This window comes from Pseudomonas sp. PDM10, from assembly GCF_014852295.1.
GTDB lineage: Bacteria > Pseudomonadota > Gammaproteobacteria > Pseudomonadales > Pseudomonadaceae > Aquipseudomonas.
Map to the genome: position 1 here is coordinate 540,000 of NZ_JACVBJ010000001.1, position 12,484 is coordinate 552,483.

General features: G+C 58.1%; 12 protein-coding genes and 1 tRNA gene. 9 read left to right on the forward strand and 4 right to left on the reverse strand.

The window, feature by feature from the left end; genetic code table 11:
• The first annotated feature begins 3 nt into the window (after positions 1-3).
• The 3 genes from IB252_RS02575 (at position 4) to IB252_RS02585 (ending at position 1,677) form a co-directional block, all read left to right on the forward strand.
• Positions 4-762 (forward strand): MBL fold metallo-hydrolase, encoded by a 759-nt coding sequence (locus tag IB252_RS02575; protein WP_008153089.1) that lies wholly within the window; start codon positions 4-6, stop codon positions 760-762.
• 28 nt (positions 763-790) lie between these two features.
• Positions 791-1,504: a phosphoribosylaminoimidazolesuccinocarboxamide synthase gene (gene purC / locus IB252_RS02580; RefSeq protein ID WP_008034929.1), complete on the forward strand. Its 714-nt coding sequence runs from the start codon at positions 791-793 to the stop codon at positions 1,502-1,504.
• Positions 1,505-1,587: 83 nt separating this feature from the next.
• A tRNA-Ser gene (locus IB252_RS02585) sits at positions 1,588-1,677 on the forward strand.
• A gap of 145 nt (positions 1,678-1,822) precedes the next feature.
• On the opposite strand, the gene IB252_RS02590 is transcribed toward IB252_RS02585, so the two are convergent.
• Positions 1,823-2,989: an MFS transporter gene (locus IB252_RS02590; protein ID WP_192407565.1), complete on the reverse strand. Its 1,167-nt coding sequence runs from the start codon at positions 2,987-2,989 to the stop codon at positions 1,823-1,825.
• A gap of 297 nt (positions 2,990-3,286) precedes the next feature.
• Here IB252_RS02590 and IB252_RS02595 point away from each other — a divergent pair, with 297 nt between their 5' ends.
• The 4 genes from IB252_RS02595 (at position 3,287) to IB252_RS02610 (ending at position 5,630) form a co-directional block, all read left to right on the forward strand.
• Positions 3,287-3,631 carry a hypothetical protein gene (locus IB252_RS02595; protein ID WP_192406627.1) on the forward strand — a complete coding sequence of 115 codons (345 nt, stop codon included), beginning with the start codon at positions 3,287-3,289 and terminating at the stop codon, positions 3,629-3,631.
• A gap of 290 nt (positions 3,632-3,921) precedes the next feature.
• Positions 3,922-4,113, forward strand: a complete 192-nt coding sequence (locus IB252_RS02600; protein ID WP_008074435.1) for a YegP family protein — start codon at positions 3,922-3,924, stop codon at positions 4,111-4,113.
• 170 nt (positions 4,114-4,283) lie between these two features.
• Entirely contained in the window at positions 4,284-5,207 is a 924-nt protein-coding gene (locus tag IB252_RS02605; RefSeq protein ID WP_192406629.1) for a LysR family transcriptional regulator, read from the forward strand.
• A gap of 57 nt (positions 5,208-5,264) precedes the next feature.
• The gene (locus IB252_RS02610) at positions 5,265-5,630 is read left to right on the forward strand and encodes a 5-carboxymethyl-2-hydroxymuconate Delta-isomerase (protein WP_192406631.1); all 366 of its coding nucleotides are present in this window, start codon (positions 5,265-5,267) and stop codon (positions 5,628-5,630) included.
• A 3-nt stretch (positions 5,631-5,633) separates the two neighbouring features.
• Here the strand turns inward: IB252_RS02610 and IB252_RS02615 are convergent, their stop codons facing one another.
• The 3 genes from IB252_RS02615 to IB252_RS02625 all read right to left on the reverse strand — a co-directional run bounded on the left by IB252_RS02615 (position 5,634) and on the right by IB252_RS02625 (position 8,818).
• Positions 5,634-6,569, reverse strand: coding sequence for a LysR family transcriptional regulator (locus tag IB252_RS02615; RefSeq protein ID WP_008153104.1), 936 nt, complete (start codon positions 6,567-6,569; stop codon positions 5,634-5,636).
• 131 nt (positions 6,570-6,700) lie between these two features.
• Entirely contained in the window at positions 6,701-7,618 is a 918-nt protein-coding gene (locus tag IB252_RS02620; protein ID WP_192406633.1) for a DMT family transporter, read from the reverse strand.
• A gap of 15 nt (positions 7,619-7,633) precedes the next feature.
• Positions 7,634-8,818 carry a cyanate transporter gene (locus IB252_RS02625; RefSeq protein WP_192406634.1) on the reverse strand — a complete coding sequence of 395 codons (1,185 nt, stop codon included), beginning with the start codon at positions 8,816-8,818 and terminating at the stop codon, positions 7,634-7,636.
• Positions 8,819-9,237: 419 nt separating this feature from the next.
• Between IB252_RS02625 and IB252_RS02630 the strand changes: the two genes are divergently transcribed.
• Both IB252_RS02630 and IB252_RS02635 read left to right on the forward strand, forming a co-directional pair.
• On the forward strand, positions 9,238-10,620 hold the full coding sequence (locus IB252_RS02630; protein ID WP_192406636.1) for a glutamine synthetase family protein: 1,383 nt from the start codon (positions 9,238-9,240) through the stop codon (positions 10,618-10,620).
• 179 nt (positions 10,621-10,799) lie between these two features.
• On the forward strand, positions 10,800-12,449 hold the full coding sequence (locus IB252_RS02635) for a phosphoethanolamine transferase (RefSeq protein ID WP_192406637.1): 1,650 nt from the start codon (positions 10,800-10,802) through the stop codon (positions 12,447-12,449).
• The last annotated feature ends 35 nt before the right edge of the window (positions 12,450-12,484 follow it).

The window sequence follows — 12,484 nt, forward strand, 5'->3', positions numbered from 1 at the left end:
CACATGCGTTTTGCCGTTCTCGGCAGCGGTAGCCAAGGGAACGGCACGCTGATAGCCAGCGCTGACACGTATGTGCTGGTGGATTGTGGTTTCTCCCTGCGGGAAACCGAAAAGCGTCTGCTGCGCCTGGGGGTTAACCCGGCGCAGTTGAGTGCGATACTCGTGACCCACGAACATGCCGACCACGTGCATGGCGTGGGTTTGCTGTCTCGGCGCTACAATCTGCCTGTCTACCTCAGTCGCGGTACCCTGCGCGGGATGCGCAAACCAATTGAACCGGCTGGCCTTCTGGCCGGCGGCGAGCAACTGCAGATCGGCGCACTGAGCATCGGCGTCATTGCGGTGGCCCATGATGCACAGGAACCGACGCAATACGTCTTCAGTGACGGTGAGCGGCGCTTCGGCCTGTTGACCGACCTGGGCTCGTATTGCAACAAGGTGCTGGACGGCTATCGGGATCTCGATGCGTTGATGATCGAGTCCAACCATTGCCGTGACATGCTGGCTCGCGGTCACTACCCGTACTTTCTCAAGCAACGGGTAGGCGGTGAACTGGGGCATTTGAACAACCATCAGGCGGCATTCCTGGTGTCCGAGTTGGGCTGGCAAGGCCTGCAACACCTGGTCCTGGCCCATCTGAGCAGCAAGAACAACCTGCCGCAGCTGGCCCGGCAATGTTTTGTCGACACCCTCGGGTGCGACCCGGACTGGCTGCAACTGGCCGATCAAGATTCAGGGCTCGACTGGCGACACATCGCCTAGCCCACCTACTTAGCAAGCGGAGCCCATCATGGAAAAACGTGAAGAACTCTACCGCGGCAAAGCCAAATCGGTTTTCAAGACCGACGACGCTGACCGCTTGATCCTGCTGTTTCGCAACGACACTTCGGCGTTCGACGGCAAGCGCATCGAGCAGCTCGACCGCAAAGGCATGGTGAACAACAAGTTCAACGCCTTCATCATGCAGAAACTCGAAGCAGCCGGCGTGCCGACCCAATTCGACAAACTGCTGGGCGACAATGAATGCCTGGTGAAGAAGCTCGACATGATCCCGGTCGAGTGCGTCGTGCGTAACTACGCCGCCGGCAGCCTGGTCAAGCGCCTGGGCGTCGAAGAGGGCATGAAGCTCAACCCTTACACCTTCGAATTGTTCCTGAAGGACGACGCCAAGGGCGACCCGTTCATCAACGAATCCCACGTCGTGGCTTTCGGTTGGGGCACCGCTGAGCAACTGGTTCGCATGAAAGAACTGTCGCTCAAGGTCAACGAAGTCCTGAGCAAACTGTTCGACGACGCCGGCCTGCTGCTGGTCGACTTCAAACTGGAGTTCGGCGTGTTCTCCGACGGCTCTATCGTCCTGGGCGACGAATTCAGCCCGGACGGCTGCCGTCTGTGGGACAAGGCCACCGGCAAGAAAATGGACAAGGACCGCTTCCGTCAGGGCCTCGGTGACGTCATCGAAGCCTACGAAGAAGTCGCCAATCGTTTGGGCGTACCGCTTTAATCGACGCAAGCATCTGATAGCACGGAAAAATTTCGCTTAGGGGGTTCGCTTCCGGCAAAAGTGTTGTTATGATGCGCGCCGTTGGAGAGATGCCAGAGTGGCCGAATGGGACGGATTCGAAATCCGTTGTACCTTCACCGGTACCTAGGGTTCGAATCCCTATCTCTCCGCCATTATTGAATAAGACTAAGCCCCTGAAATTGTTAAAGATTTCAGGGGCTTTTTCGTTTCTGGCGTTTCGTTTAGGGCAAATTTGCCGACTGTTTCGCCGGCGAACGGTACGACTTACTCGCGAAACACAGGTGATATCGCCCTTTGCTATCGAACCTGAACTCTCGCCTGGATCACCCACAATCCCAGCAACGTCAGAGCAGCAAAGCCGCCACCCATCAAGAACGTGCCTTGGAAGCCTACCGTGTCCCACAGCGCTCCAGCGATGACGCTGGCCAGCAGCAAGGCCAACCCGGTCAACAGGTTGAACATGCCAAATGCCGTCCCGCGCAGTTCAGCCGGCGCGCAATCGGCGATCAGGGCGGCGAATATCCCTTGGGTAAACCCCATGTGCAGCCCCCATAGAACGACGCCGACGACCAGGCCTCCGATACCCGGCGCGAACGCCAGCGTCAGGTCGGCAGCAATCAGCAATATCAGACCTGCGCCGAGCACCGCCACGCGGCTGACACGATCAGACAAGGCCCCGGCGGGATAGGCTGACAGTGAGTACGCCACCCCCATCAGGACAAGCACCGCTGGCGCCCACATCGGCGCGAGCCCGACGGCCTGGCCGCGCAATATCAGAAAGGCTTCGCTGAAACGCGCCAGGGTGAACACTGCAGCGACACCCACCACCCACCAGTAACCAGCGCCCAGTCGGGCTAATTCCCGTCGGCTCAAAGGCGCACGCACCCGGTACGTCCCTTCCACTGCTTTGGGTTCATGAACGAACACCAGCAGCACCGCGACGGCAAGGAAGGCCGGGATGACGGCCACCCAGAACACGGTCTGGAAGTGGTTCGCGGTTAGCCACATCAACCCGATCGCCAGCAACGGCCCCAGGAATGCACCAACGGTATCCAGCGTTTGCCGCAGGCCGAAAGCTGCGCCCCGTATCGCGGGCGGCGTGATATCGGCCACCAACGCATCGCGCGGGGCGCCGCGAATACCTTTGCCAATGCGGTCGATAAAGCGAGCCCCGATCAGCCAGTCCAGCGAGCCCGCCAAAGGAAAGATCGGTTTGGACAGTGCCGCCAACCCATAGCCCAACGCCGCGAGCAGTTTGCGCTTGCCCAATCGATCGCTGAGTGCCCCGGAGAATACCTTGGTGATCGAGGCCGTAGCCTCGGCTATGCCTTCGATGAGACCCACCGCCAAAACGGAGGTCCCTAGTACGGTGACCATGTAGAGCGGCAACAATGCATGGATCATCTCTGAGGAGATGTCCATCAGCATCGAGACGAAGCCCAGCGCCCAGATGCCGCCAGGCATGGTGCGCCAAACGTTGCCGGTTGACGTTTTCTTGATTGGCGCAGTAACCGAAGTGCCATCTGACTTGTCGGTGGTTTTCATCATGAGCCTCGAAATCCTTGTTTGGCACAGGCCTCTAGCGCCTCGCACCCCCGCAGCCGCGTTGCCGCTACCTCCGCCAAGATACGCTGTATCGATGAGTGATTTCGATCAAACAGATTGCGCCGATCCCACATCAGTTTGTTCTGGCTTACGGTGTAACCCTGGTCATTAGCTATCATGCAATACAGGGCAAATCACCGGATGACGGGGGAATGCATGAACAGATGGCGACGGATTTGGGTGTTTGTGAAGCTGGTGGCAGCATTTGCGGCATGCCTGGCTGTTGCTGTTCAGGCTTTCAGCTACATGTTGGAAAGCCCCGATGCAGCGCAGATGCACCCTTTGAGCATTTTGGTGGTTGGACTGATCTTTGGCTTCGTCACCTATGGAATCCTGTCACTGATTGAAAGGCTTGTGCGGGGGTTTCTGCCCCATCCTGACCCAGTCACCACCACGGTAGCGGCTCAACCTCAAACCGACCTTGAGGAAGATGCCGTGGTGATGGAAGAACAGCCTTTGACCCTGTCAGCTGACGATTCAACTCAGCAGAAAAATCACTGAACAGTCTGTAAGGCATGTATTGCCGGGCGATCACCAACGGCTTGAATCAGCGTTTTTGCGTCGGACCAGATAGCATCGCAGCGTAAGAAAAATATGCTTCTTCAAGGGAAAAGTTACTCAGCGCAGTCACCCAATTTACCGCCCCCCGAATCTGTTGGTCGTCCCGCCAATCAAGGCTGAATCTGCGAAACATCCCCTGACATTGAAAGACCCTGCTGCAAAAAAACCTCATCTACTCTCGTTTCGCAGATCACTGATCTGCCGTCATCAGCAATCGCAAGGAGCGAGCAATGTATTTCGAGATTTACAGGCAAACCCGTGGCATCGCACAGACCGGCAAAGGTCAATGGCGGTGGCGTTTGAGGGCGGGTAACCATGAAACGATTGCCAGTGGGGAGGCTTACGTCAACAAGTCTGATTGTGTGCATGCCATCAGTTTGATCAAAGGGACCCATGATCAGACCCCGGTCAAGGAAATCTAGGCTTCAGGTGGTGAAGCTGCTCAGCCAGAGCAGCTTCGTTTCAACGGGCGGTCTCATGGTTATGAGTGCCGCTGCCGGATTGCGGATTAAACACAAACTGCTTGAGTCGCATAGACGCCGATTGCGACAGCTACCTAAACTGTCATCAGATTTGGGAGCGGGGTCAGTGGATGAATCGTAACGAACTACGCAAGGCCGACATCAACCTGATGGTGGTGTTTGAAACGCTGATGCTCGAACGCAACGTCACCCGGGTGGCTGAAAAGTTGTTTCTCGGCCAGCCGACCATCAGTTCGGCGCTCAATCGCTTGCGCACGATGTTCAACGACCCGCTGTTCATTCGCGTCGGCCATCGTATGGAGCCGACGGCGCGGGCCGAGGAGATTATTTTGCACCTGTCGCCGGCGCTGGATTCGTTGTCGGTGGCATTGAGCCTGACCCATGATTTCGACCCCGCCAGCAGCACCATGACCTTTCGTATCGGGCTGTCGGACGATGTCGAGTTTGGCCTGCTGCCGCCATTGCTGCGTGCCTTGCGCCAGGAAGCACCCAAGGTGGTGTTCGTGGTGCAGCATGTCGATTACTGGCGGATTCCGGATTTGCTGGCGTCCGGCGATATCACCGTTGGTATCAGCCAGACTCGCGGGCTGCCGGCCAACGCCAAGCGCAAGTTGTTGCGGCACATCCTGCCGAGCATTTTGCGCGCGGACGCATCGGACACACCGTTGACGCTCGATGAATATTGCGCACGACCGCACGTGCTGGTTTCCCACACCGCCAATGTCAGTGGTTACGCCGATGAGTGGCTGGCGGAGATTGGTCGTACGCGCCAAGTCGTCCTTTCCGTGCCGCAATACAGCTCGTTGCCGGCCTTGCTTGCAGGGACCGATCTGATCGCCAGCCTGCCGGACTACGCCGCCGAAGCGATGGCCGCGTCCGGCCAGCTGTTCAAGGAACCGTTTCCGTTCAAGACGCCGACCCTGGATCTGTCGATGGTCTGGCTCAGCCATGTCGATACCGACCCGGCCGAGCGCTGGTTGAGGTCGCGGCTGGAGGCGTTCATGAGTGAACGCGCGGTTTTACCGCCCGAGTGAGTAGGGTGATGCTGTGTTATATGTACGATCTTTCTGCCCACTTTCAGGAGCTCAGTCATGCCTCACCTGCACATGGAATACACCGCCAACCTGCCCGAGCTCAATGCCGACGTGGCGTTGATCCGGCTCAATAATACGTTGGTGGCTTCCGGTCAGTTTGCTGCCGAATACGACATCAAGAGCCGAGCGGTGAAGGTTGAGACGTTCAAGGTCGGCACGGTGTCAGGTGAGCGAGCCTTTGTGCATGTGAAACTGGCGCTGTTGAGCGGTCGTTCGCCGCAGATCAAGCAGCAGTTGTCCGAAAGTTTGCTGGCGGTGGTGCAGGAGCTGTGTGAATGGCCGAAGGACATTGAAGTCCAGCTGGCCGTGGAAATCCTCGACATCGATCGAGAGTCCTACACCAAGATTGCCATCAGCCACTGAGTTTCAGGCCATTTCCTGCTCGGTGCAGGCCTTGACCACTTGCTCGCGCAGCCAGGTGTTGGCGCTGTCCTGATCGACATTCTGGCTCCACTGCATGTCGAGGCTGAAACCCGGCAAGCCGTTGGGCGCTTCGCAATGATTGAAGATCGCGTCGTTGGCCAGCAATTGCTGGATACGCCGAGGCAGGGTCAGGATGAAGTCGGTGCCGGTGATCATCTTCAGTGCCGCGCTGTAGCTGTTGGAGCGCGCGACGATCTGCCGTTTTTGCGCCTGCTGCGCCAGCCAGCCGTCGACCATGTTGGTGGTGGAGGTCCAGGGTGTCGGGAACACGTGCCGGCGTTCAACAAAGGCTTGCAGGCTTAAACGCGGCTCCGGCGGTGTGGCACGTTTATCGAAGACACAGACCAGGTCGTCCTCCAGCAGCATCCGGGATTTGAAATCGCCGTGACTGCGATGAAAGTTCGGGCCGAAGCAAATCACCAGGTCGAGGCTGCCGTCGCGCAGTTCTTCGGCCGGAATATCGGTTTCGAACTTGTGCATGTTGACCATGACTGGAAGGTCGGCGAAATCGAAGCTTTTCAACAGGCGCGGCAGGATCAACTGCTCGAAGTATTCCGGTGCGCAGATATTGAAGGTGACGGGTTGCAGGGTGGGGTCGAATGCTGGCGCACCGGCGTGACACAGGTTGATGCTTTCCAGGATCTTCAGCACGTGGGCGTACATGGTGCTGGCTTTGTAGGTGGGGCGCATACCCGCGCGGGTATTGATGAACAACTCGTCTTCGAAACTGGTACGCAGCTTTTTCAGGCAGTAACTCACGGTGGACTGGCTGACGCAGAGCGCCTCGGATACACCGCTGACGCTGCTTTGCTCATACACGGCGATAAACACCATGAGGTCCTGCATATCGAGCTTTCTAAGCAAGTTACTGTTCAACATCCGTTCGTCTCGCTGTGCTCCTTGCGCTGACTGTGCGCAAACTTGTGCGAGTGATCCTAACGGAACGATGGTGCCAGGAGAATGCCTTGTAGGCGTTTTCATGGAAAGTTGTGGGGCAATTCCAGAGGGCTTCAGTCCTGAACGGCGGCAGGCACCCCTCGACGACTGGACATCAGCAGTGCCCACATACCGACTCCGACCAGCAGCGCGCCAATGATTTCCAGCGACAGTGGCGACTGACGTAACCAGAACCAGTGAAACAATGTAAGAAACAGTGTGCTCAGGTAAATGTAGGAAATGACCGAGGAGGGGGCGATAACGCCGATGGCCCGATGCAGCAGCCAGAAGGTCGCCAGCGTGGCGAACACCGCCAGGTAAATCAGCCACCAGAAATCGCTCACGGTCAGCAATGACGCCGATCGCCAGCCGCCGCTGAACCCACAGAATGTCAGCAGAAACAGCGCGCCGAACAGCATGTTCCAGAACGTCATGCCCACCGGGCCGCGACCCTTGAGGCTGCGAGTCTTGAGCCGTTGACTCAGGGGCGAATAGAGCGCCATCGCCAGGCAACCGACGCCATACACCGACACTGCATACAGCGAAGGCAGCTCACCAGGGCCTGCGCCTTTCAAAACCAGCAACACGGCCCCGGCAGCGGCAATCAGCATCGGCAGCACCCGTTGTTTCAGGTGGCTGTCGGGCATCAAAACGGTTTCGAACAGCAATGTCAGCAGTGGCACCAAGGTGAACATCGTCCCGGTGTTGACCGCCGAGGTATAGCGCAGCGCCTCGAACAGCGAGCCGAAATACACCGCCAGCAGCAAGCCGAGCACGGCATGGCCGAACAGTCCGCGGGCGGTCATGGCGGTATCGCCCTTGAACAGCAGCAGCGGCAAAAATACCAGGGCGCAGAACAGCAGGCGCAAACCGGTCAGCAGGATCGGGTCGATGGCTTGGCTGACCTGTGCTGCCGCCGAAAACGATGCAGCGATCAACAGTGCCCAGAGCAGCATGCCGACGTGAGCGGCGGCGAAACCGGTGTGTTTCATGGTGGGGTTTCCGGGTCAGTGAATGTGTTGGGCGTAATGCCGCGGATCGAAGCGCAAGACCATCAGGATCATCAGTGCCATGACGCCGGTCAGTGACCACCAGGCCCATTCGAAGCTGCCGAGCTGATCGCGGATCAACCCGGAAATCAGCGGCGAGAGACCGGCGATCAGGTAGCCGATGCCTTGCACGAACGCGGTCAGGCCACCGGCACGCTGGGGATTGTCCAGATGATCCAGGGACACAATCAGGCTCATCGGGAACAGTCCGCCGATGCCGAGCCCCAGCAGACATGGCCATAACAGAGCCAGGTGTTGCGGACTGAGAACAAGCCCGCAGAAACCGGCCATGATCAGCGCCAGCAACACCACCAGCACCACGCGCCGGTCACGGCTGCGATTGGCGATGGCCGGTGTCAGCAGGCCGGACAACACTTCCATGGCGGTCAGGAAACCCAGCAGCAACCCGGCGTTTTGTTCGCTCCAACCCTTTTCCACGTAGTACGGCGCCAGCCAGGCCAATACACAGGTGTAGGACGCCGTGCCCAGGCCGAAGAAGATTGCGAGCAGCCAGGCGCGGGAATTGCCGAAGAAGGAGCCATTGCGCTGCGCCTGAGCAGTCTGCGCCGGCAGCCTTTCACGTTGCACGCACCAAAACAGCAGCGCTACCAGCGCCAGTGCCGCCCAGATCGCCAGGCCTACGCGCCAGCTGCCAGTGCGGATCATCACCAGCGGCGCAAACGACGCCGCAATCGCTGCGCCGCCCATGATCGACGTGACGTAGAGCCCCATGCAGACGGCAACGTTGTCGCTGAAGCGGGATTTGATCAGCGCCGGCATCAACGCCTGGATCAGCGCGATACCGATACCCGCCAGCACGGCGCTGAGGATCAGTTCGGCCGCCGAATCGAGGAATAACCGCGATACCGTGGCCACGCCGATGATCAGCAGCGAGAGCACCACGGTGCGTTGTTCGCCGATTCGTTGGCTGACGCCCAGCCCAAAGAACATCGCCAGCCCCATTGCCATCACTGGCAGCATGGTCAACAACGAGGCCAGGCTGAAACTCAGTGCAATGTCGCCGCGAATCGCCGACAGCAAAGGACCGACGGCGGCCATGGTCGGTCGCAGGTTCAGGGCGACAAGAATGATGCTGAACATCAGCCAGAGGGCGGGGCGGGAGATTACGCGAACGTTTTCCATCTATCGGGCCTTGAATGACAAGGAGCCGATTAGGCGCGCGAGGCCTGCGGGCCGCAAATCAGAAAGTCCGGAGCAGTATTTAGAAATTAAATATCTCTGCCGCTCCCACATTGGATAGTGGTGTTTTGGAAGTTGAATGTTTAGCCAACTCGCAACCAAAGTTCTTCAAATCCCGATTTAACGGCTTATCTACCCGTGTGACGCTGCGGCTCATCTGTTTTCTGTGGTTTTTTCTATGGACGGTTGTCCCGTCGCACTTCCCTGCGAATTAGCCTTTTGGGCGCTGTGGCACTGCCGTCACGCGCGCCCACCGGATTCCTGCATTTCCCGTTGATTGTTCTTACAGGTCCCGCGCGATGCGCCGGGATCAAAGCGGCGACGCCTGTGCGTTTGCCTGACGCGGAAATAAGAGAATTGCCATGAGTGTTGCCACGACATCTTTCGCCTCCAAGCAAGAAGCCCTGACCTTTCTGGAACAGAACCCGGATATCGAGATGTTCGAGTTGTTCATCCTCGACAATAACGGTGTACCGCGGGGCAAGTTGCTGCACCGCGATGAGTTGCTGGCGGTGTACGAAAGCGGGCGGCCATTGCCGAGCACCATTCTTGGCCTGACCATCAACGGCGATGACGTGGAAAACTCCGGTCTGGTCTGGGACGTTGGCGATATCGACTGCCGGGCGTACCCGATCAGCGGCAGTTTGACGCGCATGCCGTGGCGGCTGATTCCTACGGCGGCGGTGCAGGTCAGCATGCACCCGAAGGAGGGCATGCCCGCGACGATTGCCGATCCACGGCATCTGCTGGCGAAAGTTATCGAAGGCTTGCAGGCCGACGGTTATTACCCGGTGATGGCGGCGGAGCTGGAGTTCTACCTGCTGGATCAGCAGCGCGACAGCAACGGTCGACCGCAACCGGCGCGGGATGTCGATGGCGGACGGCCGCGAGGGACTCAAGTCTACGGATTGCGTGAACTGGAACAGATCGAGCCGTTTCTGGCCGATCTCTACAGCGCCTGCAAACTGCAGGGCATTCCGGCACGCACGGCGATTTCCGAATACGCGCCGGGGCAAGTGGAAATCACCCTCGAACACCGCACCGACGCCTTGCAGGCGATGGACGAAGCGGTGCGCTACAAACGACTGGTCAAAGGCGTGGCGCACAAGCACGGGATGACGGCGTGCTTCATGGCCAAACCGTTCGATGACCTGGCGGGCACTGGCATGCACATGCACGTCAGCCTGGCGGACAAGGAGGGCAACAACCTGTTCGCCAGCGAAGCTGCGGACGGTACTCCGCTGCTCAAACAGGCGGTCGGCGGGATGCTCAGCACGTTGCTCGATTCGTTGCTGCTGTTCTGTCCGAACGCCAACTCTTACCGTCGCTTTCAAACCAACAGCTATGCGCCGCTGGCACCTACGTGGGGCGTGGACAATCGCACCGTGAGTTTGCGCGTGCCCGGCGGGCCGGCGTTTTCCCGGCATATCGAACACCGCATCTGTGGCGCCGACGCCAACCCGTATCTGGCGGCCGCGGCGATTCTGGCCGGGATCCATCGCGGTATTCGCGAGCAACTCGATCCTGGCGCGCCGGTGGAGGGCAATGGGTACGCCCAGGCCACGGAACTGTTGCCGACTGACTGGCTGACCACGTTACGAGCGCTGGAGGGTTCGAGCTGGGCACGGGAAGCCTTCGGCGGTGAATTTCTCGGTGTGTACCTGGCAGTAAAACGTGCCGAGTATCGACAGTTCATGGGCGAGGTCGGCGAGCAGGACTGGCGTTGGTATTTGCATCAAGCCTGAACAGAACCTGAATCGTTCTCAAATAAGTTAGAGATTTTGGCCCAACGCCATGAGCCAACCAATCGTTGGCTTCTTTTTCACAAAATATTGATGGTTGGCTGACTAAAATTAGTGCTGTCACGGTAAATGAAATTTTCACATTTGCCGAAGGCGCTTCTTTTCAGGAACAACCGATCATAATGTTGAAGATTAAAGCCGTGCGGCCCGAGTGGGTAACACTGATTGCCAGTGCCTTCCTATTAACGGGCTGCAACCTTGTTCTCTGGCAACACCTGTTTGAGATCACGTCATCTGACGGCCAAGGCATCGTCATGCGCGTGGCGTTCGGCTTGATGATTCTGGCTGCCTTCAACATTGTGCTGACCCTACTGGCGTTCCGGCCTGTGCTCAAACCGGTCTTGACCCTGATCTTTATGATCAGCGCCGGGGTGGCGTATTTCATGGCCCAATACGGTGTTTTGATTGACACCGGGATGTTGCGTAACTTTGCGCAAACCAATGCGACGGAAGTGCGTGACTTACTCTCGATCAAGTTGCTTGTTTATATTGTTTTGCTCGGTGTTTTGCCGTCTTTTTTGTTATGGAAGACGCCGGTTAGTTACCGTCGCTGGCACCGTGAGCTACTCAGTAAAGTTCTCGTGAGTGTCGCATCGGTTGCTGTGATCGGGGGGGTCGCACTGGTTAACTATCAAGGCTTGTCCTCATTGTTTCGCAATCACCATGAGTTGCGCCTGATGGTGGTGCCGAGCAACTACATCGGTGCCTCGGCCGGCTATCTGCGTGAGCAGGTCGTCTCTGCGCGGCAACCCTTCGTCAAACTGGGCGAAGATGCCCAGCGAAATCCCGCCTTGCAAACCCACGGCCGCAAATCCCTGACCGTACTGGTGGTGGGCGAAAGTGCCCGGGCCGAGAACTTCGGCATCCTGGGGTATGACCGTGACACTACGCCCAAACTGAGTAAAGAAGCCGGCCTGATCGCTTTTACCGATGTGCATTCCTGCGGGACGGAAACAGCGGTGTCGGTGCCGTGCATGTTCTCCGACATGGGCCGCAAGAATTACAACGCCAGCAAGGCAAAAAACCAGGAAGGCCTGCTGGACGTGCTCAAGCGCGCGGGTCTCGATGTGATCTGGCGCGATAACCAATCGGGCTGCAAAGGCACGTGCGATCGGGTCACCCTCGACGACGTCAGTAACCTGAAAGACCCGGTACTGTGCGCCAATAGCGAATGCCGCGATGAAATCCTGCTGCAGGGTTTGCAGCACTTCATCGATACCCTGGATAAAGACACGGTACTGGTGTTGCACCAGATGGGCAGTCACGGTCCGGAATACTTCAAGCGCTACCCGAAAGAGTACGAGCGCTTCACCCCGGTTTGTGAAAGTAACGCCCTGAACAATTGCAGCCGCGAAAGTATCGTCAATGGCTACGACAACACCCTGGTGTATACCGACCACGTGCTGTCCACCCTGATCGATTTGTTGCGTAGCAATCAGGGTAAAGTCGACACCGCGATGCTCTATCTGTCGGACCACGGCGAATCCCTGGGTGAGTACAACTTGTTCCTGCATGGCACGCCTTACATGCTCGCGCCGGAACAACAAAAACATGTCGCGATGCTGGCCTGGTTTTCCGACAGCTATCAAAAGTCGTACTCGGTGGACGCTAATTGCCTGCAACAGAGCCGCGAAAAACCCTTGAGCCAGGACAACCTGTTCCATTCGATGCTCGGTTTGCTGGAGGTCAAGAGCAAGGTCTACAACCAGGACCTGGATATGTTTGCCGGGTGTCGCGGTGCGGTGACCGACGGTGTGTTGGCCAAAGAGTGAGTGCTTCAACCTTTTTTCCACGCACCGGTCGCTAA